This is a genomic window from Oceanobacillus sp. FSL K6-3682, from assembly GCF_037976165.1.
Taxonomy (GTDB): Bacteria; Bacillota; Bacilli; order Bacillales; family Amphibacillaceae; genus Oceanobacillus; species Oceanobacillus sojae.
Window position 1 is genome coordinate 3,587,937 of the sequence record NZ_CP150263.1, and the last position, 19,010, is coordinate 3,606,946.

Below are 19,010 nucleotides of genomic sequence, written 5' to 3' on the forward strand. Positions count from 1 at the left end.
CATATTACATCAAACAGAAGTATTAAATATAGTCAAGGAAAAAACAGACACTTCTTTTACTGATTAACTAAACATGGCTCAGTGGGGAAAATCAAGCCCGTTGGCTATGTTTTGCTTCACCAGCAGCAAATAATAGAGATACTATTTACTTCAATTCAGGAATTACACGAACTTCCTTTGCCATTTCGGACTGACATAAAGGGCAGCTCGGTTCATCTTCGAAACTAAATGATTCTCTCATCCATCCTTGACAATCTTCTTTAGTACATGACCATACGCTCGTTTCAACCTCTGGCACCGGTTCTTTGGGTCCACGAGAAAAAGACATAATAGCATCTCCCTTCCTAATATATAGTATACGCTATTTCTTGAAAGAGTGAAACTTTTGAGCATAACAACTTTTCTTACTTTTTTCAAGTATAAATTCCCTGGTTTCGTTAAATTCATTCTTTTACTTCTCTTATAGCTTGTACTATTTTTCTATTCTCTATACTCCAGAAGCGAACTGCCCCTTCTTTATTTTATGTGCAGATTGTATATTCATGATAAAGTATTTGGTTTTTATTAAATAAATTTATTCTTACTGTGAAGATTACTGTTTAAGAAAGACCAAGAAAATCACTTGGTCTTTAAAATACTGGTTTTCCAGCCAAGGAGATGTCCGCTGCGGGAAGTTGCTCCCATCTAAGAAGAAATATGTTTTATTTACTTTTTCACAAAGAAATAAAGCTAATTTTAGCGACGCTTTTTGATGGGACGAGTAATCGCAGTCCCAGTTCCAGAAGAAATACACTGAGACTCCTGTGGGCATGCGCAAAACGAAAGGAGGTTCGGTTAAGTTCGCGACGTCTTGTCTCAGGCACCGAACTGACATACATCCTGTATGCCTCCGCAGAAAAAAGTGCTCTTCTTTTTTTCGAGGAGATGAGCTCGGGGCCCACGGAAAGCGTAGTGTATTTCTGGGGTTGCGATTACTCACCCCATGAAAACCATTGCAGCGGCTGCCTTCAGCATTTTTATATACTTTCTTATCTTTTTAAAAAAATCAGACAGAATAATAAAACTGTCTAATTCCTTTTTATAATATAAACTTTTTACTGCTTTTCGTATTGATTATCTCAGTGCAAATTTTTCAATTGCTTTTCCGACTCCATCTTCCGTATTACTGGAGGTAATTGCATCTGCTACCTCTTTAATTTTTTCTTGAGCATTGCCCATAGCAACGCCTACAGCTGCCTCTTGAATCATTTTTACATCATTCAAGCTATCACCAACTGCCATAACTTCCTCCATTGAAATACCTGTACGTTTACAAAGAAAATCTAATGCATCTGCTTTGCTTACTCCTTCAGGATTAATTTCAATGTTTGTTGGCAATGAATTCGTTAATTCCAGGCCACTAAATCCTGCCAGCCTTCTTTTAACTTCATTTAATTTCTCTTGATCCTCCGAAGCACAACCAAATTTTAGCCATTGGTAATCCTGTATATTTACAAATTCATCATCATAAAATACTTTTTCAGTAGAAATCATCCATCTGCGTATGCCAACCTCTTCTGTAACTGCATACAGCTTCTCCACTATATCATTAGCAAGCAATTTCTGCCGCAATAATTCTTTTTCAACTGTCCAAACCTCACCTCCATTTGCAGTAATCAAGAACGTCTGTAAATTTAATTCTTTTGCATATGGATAACAGCCCTGGAATCCCCGTCCAGTACTTAAAACAACTTGAATGCCTTGATTTAATGCTTCTTGAATTGCTTCATTGTTCCGCTTTGATACCTCAAGTTCCGGAGTTAATAATGTTCCATCCATATCCAGGGCAATCAGTTTAATAGCTTTTGTCATATCGTCCATTCCTCATTTCTCTTTTATCCTGCTTTAAGTATAATAGAAATGCTTATACTTTTACTACTAAAACGAAATTTCTCTTCATTCTTCCTAAGAAAACTGAGACAAAAAATTATCATCAGCAAATTCCGCGCACAGTTATGCAAATAACCACTTCAGAAATATACTCTGTTTGTTAATATATTATCGATTTCCAAACCAAACACTTCTTTTTGTCTCAACTCTATAAAATAATTCATTCATTAAGATAACAGTTATTTCAACAAATTATTCTATTATATTTCCCAGGAAATACTCTTTCTTTCCTAAAAGAATATTTAACTAAGCAGATAATAATTGTCAATGGTTGAGAAATCCAACAGTTTTGTCAGATTAACATGACCACTGCGACACGTTATGACGGAATAAGTAATCACAACCCGAGTCCCGTTTACGATTGTCAATATGCTTCTTACATATTTCCAATACTTATGCGCCATCTCATAAACAGTTTTTAACATAAAATCATTCTCCGCTTCTTAATTATTTATGGGCTTTTTTTAATCCTTATAAACTCTCTACACAGAAAAACACTTAATCAGATATTTCCTAATTAAGTGCTATCTTTCAAAAAATTATTATACTAAGAATTAATCAAGCTCATTCATTACTTCCTGAAGCTGATTTTTTTCGGTAAATTGAATAATCTGTTCTAAATCTAATAATAAAATTAGTTCATCATCAATTGTAGCTACCCCTAATAAAAAGGTATCTTTTATTTCACCCACAAGCTTTGGTGCAGATTTTATTAATGAAGACGGAATATCCTTTACTTCTGTAGCCTGATCAACCAGCATACCAATTTGCATATCATCTACTTGAACGACAAGGGTCCTGGTCTGATCAGTTATTTCAACACCGCCAAGATTCAATCTTTCACGTAAATCGATAATAGGTGTCATAATTCCGCGCATTTCTGTAACACCCATCATAAAATCAGGAGTACGAGGTACTTTTGTTAAAGATAATTCGCGTTCTATTGAAACAATTTGCTGCACATGGACAGCAAAGGTCTGTTCTTTTAATTTAAATAAGATATGTTTATCTGTATCCATTGATTTTATCTCCTTTTTTGGATTTTTTGTTTTAAATATGTGTTCAAAAAGTCCGGTAAATAGGACAAAAAAGTTCATTAATGTAGAAATTCTCCGTATCGCCTTTATTGGACTTGTTGAACCTCCTCTTTAATCAATTAATGCATTGGGATCAATAATAAGAGCAACCTCACCATCGCCTAAAATAGTTGCACCTGATACAGCAAATACTTCTCCGAGATAATTTCCAAGAGATTTTAATACAACCTCCTGCTGGCCGATCAATTCATCAACAATTAATCCTACCAGCTTTTCACCCTTTTTAATAATCACTGTAGAAAAACGATCTGCATCTGTCTCACAATCCGGAACTTGCAGCACCTTTCCTAAAGAAAGGACAGGTATAATTTTACCGCGATAATCAATAACATCTGCACCGTGGGCATCCATAATCTTCTCTTTAGGCAGCATCACCGTCTCTAAAATGGAAGTTAATGGAATTGCAAAAGTTTCTTTTTTAATATGCACAAGCATTGTTGTTATAATCGATAGAGTCAGCGGCAGCTGTATGGAAAAAATACTGCCTTTACCTGAAGCTGTTGTTACAGAAATTTTACCGCCTAAAGCTTCTATTTTATTCTTTACAACATCTAATCCTACGCCACGCCCGGATACATCGGAAATAGTATCAGCTGTACTGAAGCCGGAGCTCATAATTAACGCAGCAACCTGGTCATCCGTTAGCTCTTTAGCCTGCTGTGGCGTAATAATATTATTTTCAATCGCTTTTTGCGATACTTTTTCACGATTAATTCCCGCACCATCATCTTCAATTTCAACAAAAACATAATTCCCGCTGTGGTAAGCTCGCAGAATCAGCTTACCTTCCTCCGGTTTATTATTCGCAATACGCTCTTTCGGATGTTCAATTCCATGATCACAGGAGTTACGAATTAAGTGGACAAGCGGGTCGCCAATTTCATCGATTACTGTACGGTCCACTTCTGTTTCAGCACCTTTTATTTCCAAGGCAATTTTTTTATTCAAATCTTTGGATAACTGACGTATCATTCTTGGGAACCGATTAAATACCTGTTCTATCGGAACCATTCGCATCGCAAGAATCAGAGATTGCATATCAGAGCTTACTCTGCTTAAATGTTCAACAGTTTCTCTTAAATCACTATTATCTATTGATGAAACAAGCACTTCTAAACGGCTTCTGTCAATGACAACCTCTTCAAATAGATTTAAGAGGTTATCAATTTTATCAAGATTTACCCGAATATTTTTAGAAGCTGTTTTCTTTACGTTATTTTGTGTTGTATTATTCTTTTGAGGTACTTGAGGCTTCGACTCGGACACTTCTGCGTGTACTTTATTTGCCTTTTCCGGGGCAGGTTTTCCATCTTTTTGTGCAGTATCTGCCTGTTTATTCTCTGCTTGTTTCTGACTATCAGCAGATCCAACATCAGTCTGAATAACGTGTGCTTCGACAGCTTCTACTTCTGATATATTTTTGACCGCTTCAATCAATTTTTCAGGCTCCTGATCTGTCAGAAATAATAAAGTAAATCCAGAATCAAAAGTTCCTTCTTCGATTTCTTCGACAGTTGGAGAAGTCCGAATAATTTCTCCCAAATTCTCTAATACTTCAAAAACCATAAATGCTCTGGCACCCTTTAAAATGCAGCTCGCTTCAAAAGTGACTGTTAAATCATAGGGAACCATACCTTGCTCTTTCGCCTGCTGAACAACTGTAAGCTGGAATTCATCTAAATCAGAAGTCCTGAAATGATTGACTGCATCGAAGGATTCTTCAACTGCAACGGTTGCAGCAGATTCTGAAATCTTCTCTCCTTTTTCAATCGCTTCCAGCTTTTTGACATGCTCGCTGACATCTTTCTTCCCATCTCCGCCATTGCGAATAGAGTCAACCATATCTTCTAAATCATCGATGGCAATAAATAAAGTATCTATTATTTTAGTATTCGTCACTAACTCCTCATTACGAATTAAATCCAGTACATTCTCCATTTTATGTGTAAGTGAGGCGATATCCTCGTACCCCATTGTTGCAGCCATTCCTTTTAGCGTATGTGCAGAGCGGAATATCTCATGTACAAACTCCAAATTAGAAGAGTCTTCCTCCAATTTCAATAAAAAATCATTGATTGACTGTAAATGCTCCTGGCTTTCATCTAAGAAAATATCTAAATATTGTTGCGTATCCATATGATTCCCCTCTATTCTCTCTACATTCTATTGCTCCCCTGTTTCCTCTGGCACATTAATCTCATAATTCGGTAAAACCAATACCTCTACGCGCCGATTCCTTGCCCTGTTTTCCTCTGTATCATTTGGATATGCCGGATCAAATTCTCCATGTCCTTTTACGCTGAACAAGGTTGCGTCAAGGTTGTTATTTTCAAGAATAATCTGCATAAAATTCATTGCACGATTCACACTGAGTTCCCAGTTCGAATCATATTCTGCATTGTGAATAGGAACGTCATCGGCATGACCACTAATAACAACCTGATGAGGAGGCTCTGTATACAGGATTTGAGAAACATCCTCCGCTACCTGTCTTCCCTCTGGTTTAACTACCGCGCTGCCCGAATCAAACAGAATATCATTACGCATCGTAATGAGCAGTCCTTCTCCGGTCAGCTCGGTCCCAAACTCTTCCGTTAGACCTGCTTCTTCAATATAATCATTAATTTCTCTTTGAATTCCCTGAAGCTTAAGAAGCTCCTGTTGACCTTCTAAGTCCTCTTCTGCAGTTCCTTCCTCATCATCCTTGCCCTCCTCGATATAATCGCCGTCATCCCGGCCTTCTTTTACGCTTGGAGGAATCGGTTCGGATTCATAATCCAAGAGACCTGTACCTGATCCAGCCGATAATTCATCACGAAAAACGTTAGCAAGCTGGAAATATTTTTCTACATTGATATCACTTGAAGCGAATAAAACAATAAATAACGCTACTAATAATGTTAATAAATCAGAATAAGGAAGCAGCCATGACTCATCTACATGTGATTGTTTTTTCTTTTTCCTTCTTCTAGCCATCGCTATCCCTCTTCTGCAGCTCTGCTAATTCTTTGGATGAAAGTAAGGATCCCAGTTTTTCCTGCACAATTAACCGGGAATCGCCTGTTGTAATGGACAAGACGCCTTCAACAATTAATTCTTTTTGCATTATTTCCTGTTTTGACTTTTCACGCAGTTTATTAGCAAATGGATGCCATAATACGTATCCTGTAAAAATCCCTAACAATGTTGCTACAAACGCTGCAGAAATAGCATGTCCCAAAGCATCAATATCAGACATATCAGCCAGTGCTGCAATCAATCCGATTACTGCGCCAAGTACTCCCAGCGTTGGAGCATATGTACCAGCTTGTGAGAAAATGGCAGCCCCTTCTTCATGCCGCTGCTCCATTGCTTCTATTTTTTCAATCATGACATCCTTAATAAAATCAGGTGATTGCCCGTCAATTGCTAATTGCAGGCCCGATGAAAGAAATGGATCATTCACTTCACTTACTTGACTTTCTAAAGAAAGAAGACCCTCTTTACGAGTTTGGTCTGCCCAATCCATAAATAAGACAATAAGCTCTTTAGAATCTGTTTGTTTTTCTTCAAAAAATAACTTTTTAAATAATGATGGAACTTTTTTTAAAACACTTCCTGGAAAGGCAATTGTAACTGCTGCGACTGTTCCAAGCAGAATGATAAGAAATGCTGCCGGCTCAAGCAATGCAGTTAATTCTGCACCTTTTAATACCATTCCGACACCGACAGCAATTAGTCCTAATATTAATCCTATGACTGATGATTTATCCATATGTATCCTCCCGTTTTCCATTGTACCTACTTTTAATATCGGTAAAATTCATAAATTATGAAGTCTCTCGTAAGGTAAATTTCGCATTAATCGACAAGTATTTTACAAATGATTGATCCAGATAAAGAAAAACAGGCTGTGCAATGTGCACGAGCCTGTTTTTCATCCATTAACTTGATAAATGACAGCTTGATATGGTTTAAGTTTTCCTTGTGCTGCCTCTTCATAATTATTAATCAGTAATTTTAATGATTTATCCTTTAATTTTCCCGGCAATTTATATTCCGTTTCTTTTCCAAAAACATTTACCAGGATGAGCCACTTATCTTCTTGATATGTCCGCGTATATGCATATACGCCTGGATGATTCTCTATCATAAGATCATAATTTCCATAAATGAGTCCCTGTTCTTGTTTTCGTAATGCAATCAGCTGTTTATAAAAGTTCAAAATAGAATCGGCATGATTTTGCTGCTCTTCTACATTGATAGATGTATAATTTGGATTTACTTTCATCCAGGGTGTTCCAGTTGTAAACCCTGCGTTCGCTTTACTACTCCATTGCATTGGCGTACGTGAATGGTCCCGGCTTGTCTTCGCTAACGCCGCTAATATTTCTTCTTTCGGAACGCCTTTTTCCAGCTGCTCCTTATAAAAATTCTTTGCATCAACGGCATCATACTCCTCGATAGATTCAAATGGAGCATTCGTCATTCCAATTTCCTGCCCCTGATAAATAAAAGGTGTCCCCTGCATCATAAAATATAGTACAGCAAAAGCTTTTGCCGAAGCCGTATGATAATTCTGTGGATCTCCCCAGCTGGAAACGGAGCGCGGCTGATCATGATTTTCTAAAAACAATGCATTCCAGCCAACTTTCTCCAAACCCTTTTGCCAGGTGGTAAATACATCCTTCAGTTCTTCTAAGTCAAGGCCCTCACCTGTTTCACGTCCCCAAAGATTAAGGTGATCAAATTGAAAAATCATATCAAATACACCATGCTTTTCGCCGACCCAGTCATCTGCCTGTGACAGCTTTACACCATTAGCTTCTCCGACAGCCATAATGTCATAGTGATCCAGCGTGGCTTTTTTAAATTCCTGCAGAAACGCATGGATGCCATCCTGATTCATATGTCCTTTAAAAGAAGGAACATATTTTTTCTTTTTCGGATTCGGTAAATCAGGAAACCCAGACTTTTTCTTAATATGCGAGATTGCATCGACACGAAAGCCGTCAATTCCTTTATCCAGCCACCAGTTTACCATTTTATACAAATCTTTGCGTACTGCTTCATTTTCCCAATTTAAATCAGGCTGTTTTTCGGAAAAAATATGCATAAAGTATTCTTTTGTCTGTTCATCATATTTCCATGCTGAACCTCCAAAAATAGACTCCCAATTATTCGGTGCTTCCCCGTTTTTCTTCCCGGGGCGCCAAATATAATAATCGCGGTATGGGCTGTTTTTAGATGACTTAGACTCAACAAACCAGGGGTGCTCATCAGAAGTATGATTAATTACCAGGTCCATAATCAGACGCATACCTTTTTGGTGAACTTTTTCAAGCAGATCATCAAAGTCTGACATTGTTCCAAACTCTTCTGCGATTTCCTGATAATCACTAATGTCATAGCCGTTATCATCATTAGGAGATTGATAAACAGGGCTAACCCAGATAACCTCTATTCCTAAATCCTTTAAATAATCCAGTTTAGAAATAATACCCTGTATATCACCGATTCCGTCTCCGTTAGAATCCATAAAGCTTCTTGGATAAATTTGATAAGCTGTTGCTTCTTTCCACCATGTTTTTTTCATATGCCGACTTCCCTTCTTGAATAACCATGCTTTTTTACCTAGATGTAAAAATACTCAATAAAATGTAGAGAATGTGAAAAATAACATTAATATCTAATTAAAACCTTTAAATACAGAAAAATCAAATTCATCAGAAAAATATTCATTGTACTTATCATAATCGTTGTCGATAAGAAAGGACAGTCAAATCTATATGATAGTGTTATTTATTATTTCGATAATTGATAAACAAATAATAGATATAAAGAATACAAACAGTGAAAGGTAAAATGGAACTAAAAATGGAACTGGAAATATACGCTTGTTACCAGAGCATATAGTCCAGTTCAATTTATCTTAAGCCCACCACATTGTGGCTGGCGCTTCTGTTATATTTACCTGTTTTAAATTTTTCACCGCTGCATGAAAGCCTTCCTCAATAGACATAATTGGATCCTCGTGCTCGATACTGATAACATAATCATAGCCATACGTTCTAAGCGCACTCACAATATTGGACCATTCCTGAATACTATGCCCATACCCTACCGAGCGAAAGCTCCAGGCTCTGGTCTGCACATCTCCATATGGCTGCATGTCGGTTAAGCCGTACATGTTAACATTATCCTGATCAATATATGTGTCTTTGGCATGAAAATGATGAATAGCTCCAGCTTTTCCTAAAATTTTAATAGCCGCAACCGGATCAATTCCCTGCCACCATAAGTGACTCGGATCAAGGTTTGCCCCGATAGCATTATTTGTTGCTTCACGAAGCTTCAGCATCGTATATGGAGTATGGACAAGAAAACCGGCATGCAGCTCCAGTCCAACCTTTACACCATGATCTTCTGCAAATTGCCCCTGCTCTTTCCAATACGGAATCAGCTTTTCTTCCCATTGCCAATTTAAAATATCGGAGTACTCTGTTGGCCATGGAGTTACCGGCCAATTAGGATATTTTGAATCTTCATTCGATCCCGGTGTACCAGAAAATGTATTCACAACAGGGACATCCAGCATTTCCGCCAGACGAACAGTTTTTACAAATGCGTCATGGCTTGTTTTAGCATGTGCCTTGTTAGGCGAAACAGGATTATCGTGGCAGCTGAATGCACTAATAGTTAACCCCCGCGATTCCACCTTATCCTTGAATTCCTTTCGTTTCTCCTTACTTTCCAGCAGCTCATCAATTTGACAATGTGCTGTACCAGGGTTTCCACCTGTCCCGATTTCCACAGCATCTAATCCGGCATCTTTTACATAATCCAGCATATCTTCAAACTTTTTTTCTGCAAATAAAACGGTAAATACACCCAGTTTCATTATTAGCGCCTCCTTTAGTTTATAAAAACACTTTTCCCCTGATCACTGCTTTCATAAATTGCATCAATTACTTTGCTTACTTTCAGCGCATCTTGTGGACTGCTTCTTAATTGATCTCTTCCTAAGCAGGCATCAATAAAATTCTTCGCCTGCAAAACTCCGGCCTGCTGATGATCCTCCACGGTCTCTGTGTACGTTTCCATCATTCTGTTAAACTTCGGCTGATAGAATTCAAATGGAAAAACGCTTAGTCCACCATTTTCTCCTGATATCGAGACATGCGTCTGATCTTCTTTTATATTTGCCGCCCAGGAGCATTCAAATAATAACGTACTCTGATCATCAAAACGTATATAAGCGCTCACATGATCATCGACATCAATAGCTTCATGGTCATAGCTCCCCCAATCATTAACCTGATTCGGCTGCTTGCTTAGACGCTGATAGGTTTGCGCATTTACTTCTATCGGTTTAGAGGGAGAAACAAGCCAGAGAGCTGTATCTAGTAAATGGCAGCCCCAATCTATTAAACTGCCTCCGCCCTGAAGCTGCTTGTTAATAAATACACCCCAGCCAGGAACCTTTCTTTGACGTAAAGCCTGAACGCGCGTAACAATAGGATCTCCAACTTCAGCCATGGACTGCTTTGCCAAAACAACGGCATCCATAAATCGGTAATGGTAACCAATCATTAATATACGGTTATTTTTTTCCGCAGCATCTACCATCCGCTCTCCCTCAGCTGTATTCATTGCCATCGGTTTCTCACATAAAACATGAACCCCCTGGTTCAAAGCTGCAACTGCTATTGATTCATGAAATTTATTTGGGGTACAAATCGTTACGGCATCAACATGCTTTAACATTTCTAAATAATCTTCATACACATGCGGAATAGCATATTTTTCTGCTACTTCTCTGGCACGGACAAGGTTAACATCCTGTACCCCAGTTATTTCTACTTGCTCTTTTAATGACTGGTAAGCAGGAATATGACGGTTCTCTGCTATTCCTCCCGCACCAATCAACCCTATTTTTAACCTTTTCATAATTGGTCACTTCTCCAATGAATAGATTCTTTTGGTTTTAACCGATTCTAAAGCTCCTAAAATAATGGCGAGAGATTTCTTTCCTTCTATCCCGTCAATTAATGGAACAGTATTGTTTTGAATCGCTTCAATAAAATGATTAATAACATGGGTTGTTGTCTGCCCGCCTTCGTCGTTGGACTGAATAGCACCGAGCTCGTACTTTACAGTTTCGCCATTTGCATATTGAGCCACCAGCGAATAGGTTGGATCGTCCTCTAAACGGAGTGTTGCTTTTTCTCCATAAATAATTGTCGCGTTATCCTCTTTTGCCGTATACGCCCAGCTTGCTGCCAACGTTCCAATTGTGCCCTTTGCTGATTTAAGAATCAGTGTCGCGTTATCATCGACATCTGTATTTTCTTTTGCACTTGTCTCCACAAATGCTCCTACTTCCACAAACTCATCCTGCAATAGATAACGGGCTAAATCTGCTTTATGTACGCCTAAATCGCCCATTGCTCCGATAAATGCTTCGTCTTTTTTAAAGAACCAGCTCTCTTTCCCATCAGCACTCCAGCCTTCTGGGCCGCCATGTCCAAATGCTGTACGGAAGCTGTAAACCTTTCCAATCGCTCCAGATTCAATCAGCTCTTTGGCTTTTTGGTGAGAAGCAACAAAACGCTGATTATGTCCAATCATTAATTTCTTCCCGTTTCGTTCCGCAGCTTCTATCATTTTATCTGCTTCTTCTATAGAAGTTGCCATCGGTTTTTCACAAAGTACATGCGCACCGGTATTCAGCGCATCAATGCTGACAGGTGCATGTAAATAGTTTGGCAGACAGACACTGACAGCATCAATGCTCTCTTCTTTCAACAGTGTTTTATAATCTGTATAAGCTTTAGCTTGATATTTTGCTGCTGCTTCCTCTGCCCGTTCGCCAACAATGTCGCAAACTGCTGTGATTTCGACATTCTCATTCGCTGCGTACTCCGGCAGATGCCGATGTGTTGCAATACTGCCGCATCCGATAACTGCTACTTTTAAACTCATCTCTTATCTTCCTCTCTACATTGTTTTATTTTTCAATCGGCTGGAAATTACCGTATGTATGCTTCGGTGTATTTTGGTTCTCAGCCCATTCTACAGCATTTTTAATTACCTGCTGGACCTCTTCCAGATGATAGGTTGGATAGGTTTCATGACCAGGACGGAAATAGAATATTTTCCCACGGCCTCGTTTAAAGGTAGCTCCACTCCGGAAAACTTCCCCGCCAGTAAACCAGCTGACAAAAATCAGCTCATCCGGTGCAGGAATATCAAAATGCTCTCCATACATTTCTTCTTTTTCAATTTCAAAGTACTCGCCAATTCCTTTGGCAATTGGATGGGATGGGTCTACATTCCAAACACGTTCTGTATCGTCTGATTCACGCCATTTCAAATCACAGCCTGTTCCCATAAGAGATTTAAAGATTTTCGAGAAATGCCCTGAGTGAAGAACAATTAATCCCATGCCGTCTAACACACGCTTTTTCACTCTTTCTACAATGTCATCCTGTACTTCATCATGTGCCATATGCCCCCACCAGATCAGCACATCTGTTTTCTCTAATAAATCCTCCGATAAACCATGCTCCGGCTCATCTAATGTCGCCGTAGTAACATCATGACCCGCTTCTGTTAAAAAACCGGCAATTGCTCCGTGAATCCCTTTCGGATAAATAGAAGCAACTGTTTCATTTGTTTTTTCGTGACGATTTTCATTCCATACTACTATATTCATATCAGACACTCCTTATTTTTCTTTTATTCCATCGTTACATTGATGACAGAACTATTATCTTTAGTTAATTTTCTATGAGACTCTCTCGGCTCAATTTTTGCAGGAATAATTACACTGCGTTTGAAAGTATCAGGATTATTAATCAGCTCAACTACCCCTCTTGAAGCTTCATAACCAAGCTGAAAAGCTTCTGTGTCTATGGACGTAAGCACAGGTATCGACATTTCTGTTATCAATGTCTTGTTAAAAACAACCAAGCTTATTTCATCAGGTACATGCACTCCTCTTTTATGTAATGCTTTTAATACACCTACTCCTTGAAGCGGGGTAGAAATGACAAGCGCTGTTGGTTTCGCTTCCATTATTAAAAATTCTTCTACTACTGCCCCTTCCTCTTCTGGAGTATGTACAAATTTCACATAGCTTGCATCTCTTCGGATACCATGTTCTTCAAGAGCCTTATAGTAACCTTCTACGCGATCCTGAATTACTTGAAAGGTGGGATTATCTCCTATAAAACCAATTCGGCTGTGATTTCTATGGATTAAAAATTCCGTAGCATCTTTAGCTGCCTGCATATTGTCGTTGTCCACAAACATGATTTCATTCATTCTTTCCATTGGTTTTCCGACAACAGAAAAAGGAATTGCTTTTTCCAATAAAAAAGGAACCACTTTATCATTTTTCTTAGCGTATAAAACAATAATTCCGTCTACTTGTTTTCCTTGTACCATTCGGCCAACATCTTTATAAATTTCTTCTTCTGTGCTTCCTGTAGTAATCATAATACTGTATCCGTGCTGTTGACAGTGAGCACTTATCCCTTGTAAAACCTCAGAGACAAATAGATTTCCTAATTTCCATGCATCGCTTTCCGAATACTTTAATACAACGCCTAATGTTTTCGTAGATTGCTGAACAAGACCTCTGGCATTCAGATTGGTATGATATCCGAGTTCGTTCATTACCTGTCGAACCTTCTTTTTTGTTTTTTCACTGATATGCCTGCTGTCAGAAATTACTCGGGAAACGGTAGAAGGGGCAACATTCGCTGCTTTAGCTACATCTTTGATAGTTATTGCCATGTGAATACTTTTCCTTCCTAAAATTTGTATTAAAAAGAATCTTAATTAAAAACCTTTTAATTACATTCAAAATAAAGCAAACGTTTGCATGAAATTTTGGTTTAATACTATCATTCATTTTATTGATATGCAAGAGTATTATATTCATTCTATTTAAAACATCATTTCCCTTTCAATCACATCAACGGAAACGTTTGCATAAAAATAATAAAATCTATAAACCTTTTTTTGAAAAATTGCTGATAACGAGTTACCAGCAATTTTTTCATTTCATTACTTTAACCGAATTCCGGTATGCGATAGAATGAGGAATAATAATCCGCTTTTTATGCAGCACCTGATTCGTGCATATTTGAATAATTGCTTTTGCTGATTCTACACCAAGACGAAAGATTTGGATATCCACTGTTGTAAGTGCAGGATGTATAATTTCTGAGAAGTAAATATTATTAAAGCTGACTAAAGATATATGTTCAGGAACCTTCAGCCCATATTCCTCCAACATGCTGATAACTCCTACACTGATTAAGTCATCGCTTACAACAATAGCATCCGGCTTTACTTTAAGTTCTAAAATTTGTTCAACAGCTTCCCTTCCACCAGACTTTAGAAACTCTGTATGGATGATATACTCCTCTGTTACAGGAATGTCAGCTTCTTTTAATGCTGTTTCATAGCCTTTTTGCCGGTCGATGGTTACAACCAGATCTGCGGCTCCTCCGATAAACGAAATCCGTTTATGTCCATTTTCTATCAAATGCTCAGTAATATCTTTCCCCGCTTTTATATTATCATTGTCTACATGAACTATTTCGTCTTTATATTCTGAAGGTTTTCCCACCATAACAAAAGGGAAATTCTTTTCCTTTAAAAAATCCACTACGGAATCATTCAGTCGTGAATAAAGTAAAATTACCCCATCAACATATTTACCCAGGACCATTCTTTCGATTTCTTTAAACTTTTCTTCCTCTGTTTGTCCAGACGAAAGAAGCATTGAAAACTGCTCTTGATGAAAATATGATCCTATCCCTCTTAAAACTTCTGTAAAAAATGGATTCTGCAAAGACTTATCTGCTGAAGACGGCATAATCACGCCAATCGTTTTCGTTGACTGTACGACTAAATTCCTGGCAGTCAGATTAGGGTGATATCCTAATTCTTCCATTGCTGCTCTAACTTTTTGTTTCGTCTCTTCACTTATCCTCGAGTTATTAGCAATTACCCGGGATACTGTAGAAGGAGAAAAACCGGTCACCTTTGCTATATCTTTGATTGTAACTATTTTCATCACCCTCTAAGTCAGCTTATTCATGATAGTTTAATAAAGCAGAGAAACAGAGCTGACCAGCAAACCCCAATAAAACCTCTATAGGCTATTACGTCGGGAGTTCACAAAACAACGCAGTCCCCAGGTATGCTTACCATGCAGAAAATAAATAATAACGGAAAAATTCTCTGTCTCTTATATCTTTTTATAGGACTTTATAACAAGTTTTATAAAACTATTTCATTTAGCATACAACATTTTAACCTTTTGTACCACCCGACGCTAAACCAGAAATTAAGTACCTTTGCAGGAATAAATAAATTGTTGCGATTGGAACAGCAATTAATACAGAGCCTGCTGCAAATCTAGTGAAATTATTCGCAAACTGATCGTTAATAAAGTTGTATAGCCCCAAAGCCAAAGTATAATTTTCTTCACTTGAAATTACAATGGACGGAAGTAAAAAATCAAATAATGGCGCCATAAAATTAAATAGAGCAACTACTGCCAGAATAGGTTTTGCCAGCGGAAGAAGAACACTCCAAAAAATCCTGATAGGACCGGCTCCATCAATCTTAGCAGCTTCATCCAGCTCTTTCGGAATCGTGTCAAAATACCCTTTTACCAGCCAAGCATTAAAAGGAATTTGACCACCTAAATAAATCAATATTAAACCGGTTAATGAATCTAATAGCCCAATCATATTTAAGAAGATGTATAGGGCAACCATCGCCATCATTACAGGAAACATTTGCAGTAATAAAAAGATATACAATCCATTCTTACGTCCTACAAATTTAAACCTCGAAAAAGCGTAAGCTACAAATGCTGTCAAGACTACACTCCCGATGGCATTTGCAAAAGCAACAATCAATGAATTTTTATACCATAATAAATAATCGCTTTGCGGACTGAACAGCCATTTATAATGTTCAAGCGAAAAATTATCCGGAATAATGCTTGAAGAGTATAAGCTTGTACCCTGATTGAGTGACATACCTATTGTCCAAAGCAGTGGATAAAAAATAATGACAGAAACGATTGCCAGTATAAGATAAATTGCCGTTACTTCTAATTTTGATTTCGTTTTCGAGCTCATTAAATTTCACCTTCTTCTTTAAAGGATCTTGTTTTTCGGAATTGGTAAAATGCAAAACCAGATACAATTAATCCCATGATGATGGAAATAACAGCTGCCATCGAATAGTTGTTTGTATCGAACGTCAATTTATATACCCAGGATATCAAAATATCTGTACCACCGGCATTCTGTCCGCGAACTGCGGGACCACCTTCATTAAATAAATAAATGACATTAAAATTATTAAAGTTTGAAGCGTACTGCATAATTAATAAAGGGGCTGTTGCAAACATAACATGGGGAAATGTAATACTTTTGAACTTTTGAATCCGTGATGCCCCATCCATGTCAGCTGCTTCATACCAATCTTTTGAGATACTTTGCAATATTCCAGTGAACAAAGCAAAAATAAAAGGAAATCCAAGCCATGTTTGTATCATAATAATTGCTATACGGCTGTAGAGCGGATCACTTAGCCAGGATATTCCCTCCCCTCCGAATAAAGGAATGATAATATCTCTGTTAATCGCTCCAAAATCATCATTAAACATTGCGGCAAATACCAGAATAGTTACAAACGCTGGAACTGCCCAAGGTAAGATTAAAATTGTTCTGATTAATTTTTTAAATCGTACTCTTTCATCATTTACAAGGACTGCCAGAAAGAAACCCAGAGCAATCTGTAATGTTGTTGCTACTACTGTCCAGACAATTGTCCAAACAAATACACTAAGAAAGGTTTCCTGCCAAATTGGTACTGTAAATAAACTCTTAAAATTATCCAATCCTACCCAGTCTACTAAATTACGGGGAGGAGAATGATATAAATCATAATTTGTAAATGCTAATAGTAAAGAAAACAGCAATGGAAAAATAACAACAAAGATCATTAAGAATAGGCCTGGGAACGTAATTATATAAGGAAATGAATAATCATATGCCTCTTTAATTACCTGTTTAAAGCTTAAAGGTACCCATCCTTTTTTTATTTTTTTTGCCTGTTTTCTTGCATCAAGTACATTAAATACATACAGTGTAATTGCTATGACCGAAACTATTAAAGACAGTACACCCAGTACAAGTAATCTTATAGAGTGATCCGTTCCTGGAATGGTTCCTAATGTACGCAATCCCCAAAGTCCAAAATTTAACGCATCTAAAAATGCCAGAAGGAATGCTCCTTCAATAAAAATAAATATACTTCCTTTTAAATATCTACGGTTATATAACTGACCTAACCCGGCAAATAAAATGGACAAAATTGTAGCAGTATTCGGGTTATGTTTATGATAATTCTTTTTCGGCTGCTTTTTTGGAGTAGTCAATCTTACCCCTCCTTTAACTTAACTGTGTATGAAATAAACAAGATTATTTTTAATAGCCTGCTCCCTTAAGAATCAGTAAATTAAAAAGAGGAGATAGACTCCTCGTTTTAATTAATTTCCTCCGCCGCCGGCTTGTATGTTTGTATTGATCTGATCTACAGCTTCTTCTAATACTTCTCTGGCATCTTCACCTTCAGTTAAGAACTGTAATGCATTTTGCATCGGTTCCCAGACTTGGGCCATTTCTGGAGCACTAGGCATTGGAACACCAAATTGAATTTGCTCAGCAAAGTCAGCATACATTGGATCTTCAATATTATTTAAAGCCTCTTCATTTGGAGGAAGCTCTCCGGCAATATCATAATAAGTCTGTTGATTCTCTTCGTTTGTAATAAACATCGCTAAATCTTGAGCCCAATCTTTATTTTCTGAGTAATAGGATACCATCCAGGATTTAACACCTACGAAAGTAGAACTTGGTTCCCCATTAATTTGTGGGAAAGGTGCAAATGCTAAATCATCTCCCAAAGCACTTTCATAAACTGGAATACTCCAAGGTCCATTAATAACTGCTCCTATTTTTCCTTCTGTGAACAAGCCATCGATTACATCTGCAGTTGTAGCAGCCGGGATTTTACCAGAGCCAAAAAACTCTTGATAGAATTCTCCGCCTTCAATTGCACCATCATTCGCTAAGCCAACGTCTGTAACATCATAATCACCAACTTCTCCCCCAAAGATATATCCACCATAATTAACTAAGAATGGGTAAGAAAAATAGAAATCATTTGGCCGCATTAAAAATCCATATTCATCATTAGAAGCATCTGTATGATCTTCCAGTAATCCTAAAACATCTTCCATTGTTTCCGGTGCTTCACCAATAATACTTTTGTTATAAAAAAGACCATATGTTTCAATAACTGCAGGTAAACCATATATATTTGTTTCATCATCATAAGTGTAAGTAACAGCATCTACTGCTGCATCTACGTATCTATTTAATTGGTCATCCGTAACATCAAGAGGCTCCGCTAATCCTTGCGCAACAATATTTCCAATCTGGTCGTGGGGCTGATAGAATAAATCCGGACCATTCCCTTCAGGTCCAGCTAATGATAATTGCTGTAATTGATCAACCATTGGTCGTCCTTCCACTTTGACTGAAATACCTTCTTGTTCTTCGTATTTCTCCACAATTTCATTAATTGCATCCATCTGTTCATCCTGATCATTCATCCAAATCACTAATTCTTCCGGCTTTTCAGATTCACCGCCAGCACTTTCCTCTCCTGGTTCTTCTCTATCAGGTGTACATGCTCCTAAAACCAGAATAAATAGTAAAGAAATTAACGCCAAGAAACGAACTTTCCCTTTCATTTCCCCAACTCCTCTTATATTTTTTAGTTGCGCAAACGTTTGCACAACAGCTACAAAAATCATTCTAATCTATTTAATCTATTTTTGCAAGGGGTTTCATAATTTTATTTTTCCTCTTGACTTATTAACTCTATTCTGCAAATAAT

General features: G+C 37.6%; 16 protein-coding genes. All 16 read right to left on the minus strand.

The annotated features are described in order from the left end of the window. Positions 1-145 precede the first annotated feature (145 nt). Positions 146-328, minus strand: a complete 183-nt coding sequence (locus MHH51_RS17745; protein WP_077601913.1) for a cold-shock protein — start codon at positions 326-328, stop codon at positions 146-148. A gap of 785 nt (positions 329-1,113) precedes the next feature. Next, positions 1,114-1,860, minus strand: coding sequence for a Cof-type HAD-IIB family hydrolase (locus MHH51_RS17750; protein WP_339282723.1), 747 nt, complete (start codon positions 1,858-1,860; stop codon positions 1,114-1,116). A gap of 623 nt (positions 1,861-2,483) precedes the next feature. Beyond that, complete coding sequence (locus MHH51_RS17755; RefSeq protein WP_339282725.1) at positions 2,484-2,948, minus strand: chemotaxis protein CheW; 465 nt, start codon at positions 2,946-2,948, stop codon at positions 2,484-2,486. A gap of 129 nt (positions 2,949-3,077) precedes the next feature. Continuing rightward, positions 3,078-5,162, minus strand: coding sequence for a chemotaxis protein CheA (locus tag MHH51_RS17760; RefSeq protein ID WP_156984904.1), 2,085 nt, complete (start codon positions 5,160-5,162; stop codon positions 3,078-3,080). Between the two features lie 27 nt (positions 5,163-5,189). Then, positions 5,190-6,002 carry a flagellar motor protein MotB gene (gene motB, locus MHH51_RS17765; RefSeq protein WP_339282727.1) on the minus strand — a complete coding sequence of 271 codons (813 nt, stop codon included), beginning with the start codon at positions 6,000-6,002 and terminating at the stop codon, positions 5,190-5,192. Beyond that, on the minus strand, positions 5,995-6,780 hold the full coding sequence (gene motA, locus MHH51_RS17770; protein WP_147212783.1) for a flagellar motor stator protein MotA: 786 nt from the start codon (positions 6,778-6,780) through the stop codon (positions 5,995-5,997). Before motA ends, motB begins: the two co-directional genes overlap by 8 nt. Before the next feature lie 162 nt (positions 6,781-6,942). Then, entirely contained in the window at positions 6,943-8,601 is a 1,659-nt protein-coding gene (locus MHH51_RS17775; RefSeq protein WP_339282731.1) for an alpha-glucosidase, read from the minus strand. A 336-nt stretch (positions 8,602-8,937) separates the two neighbouring features. After that, a complete protein-coding gene (locus MHH51_RS17780) occupies positions 8,938-9,906 on the minus strand; it encodes a sugar phosphate isomerase/epimerase (protein ID WP_156984907.1) in 969 nt (322 codons plus the stop codon). Between the two features lie 14 nt (positions 9,907-9,920). After that, positions 9,921-10,955 (minus strand): Gfo/Idh/MocA family oxidoreductase, encoded by a 1,035-nt coding sequence (locus MHH51_RS17785; RefSeq protein WP_339282733.1) that lies wholly within the window; start codon positions 10,953-10,955, stop codon positions 9,921-9,923. 6 nt (positions 10,956-10,961) lie between these two features. Beyond that, a complete protein-coding gene (locus tag MHH51_RS17790; protein ID WP_339282735.1) occupies positions 10,962-11,990 on the minus strand; it encodes a Gfo/Idh/MocA family oxidoreductase in 1,029 nt (342 codons plus the stop codon). Positions 11,991-12,015: 25 nt separating this feature from the next. Next, positions 12,016-12,723 (minus strand): ThuA domain-containing protein, encoded by a 708-nt coding sequence (locus MHH51_RS17795; RefSeq protein ID WP_339282736.1) that lies wholly within the window; start codon positions 12,721-12,723, stop codon positions 12,016-12,018. 23 nt (positions 12,724-12,746) lie between these two features. Then, complete coding sequence (locus tag MHH51_RS17800; RefSeq protein ID WP_147210560.1) at positions 12,747-13,808, minus strand: LacI family DNA-binding transcriptional regulator; 1,062 nt, start codon at positions 13,806-13,808, stop codon at positions 12,747-12,749. Between the two features lie 265 nt (positions 13,809-14,073). Further along, complete coding sequence (locus MHH51_RS17805; protein ID WP_156985261.1) at positions 14,074-15,093, minus strand: LacI family DNA-binding transcriptional regulator; 1,020 nt, start codon at positions 15,091-15,093, stop codon at positions 14,074-14,076. Positions 15,094-15,337: 244 nt separating this feature from the next. Continuing rightward, positions 15,338-16,177, minus strand: coding sequence for a sugar ABC transporter permease (locus tag MHH51_RS17810; protein ID WP_147210561.1), 840 nt, complete (start codon positions 16,175-16,177; stop codon positions 15,338-15,340). After that, the gene (locus tag MHH51_RS17815) at positions 16,177-17,484 is read right to left on the minus strand and encodes an ABC transporter permease subunit (protein ID WP_156984912.1); all 1,308 of its coding nucleotides are present in this window, start codon (positions 17,482-17,484) and stop codon (positions 16,177-16,179) included. Before MHH51_RS17815 ends, MHH51_RS17810 begins: the two co-directional genes overlap by 1 nt. Before the next feature lie 111 nt (positions 17,485-17,595). Further along, positions 17,596-18,864 (minus strand): extracellular solute-binding protein, encoded by a 1,269-nt coding sequence (locus MHH51_RS17820; RefSeq protein WP_339282739.1) that lies wholly within the window; start codon positions 18,862-18,864, stop codon positions 17,596-17,598. Between the last annotated feature and the right edge of the window lie 146 nt (positions 18,865-19,010).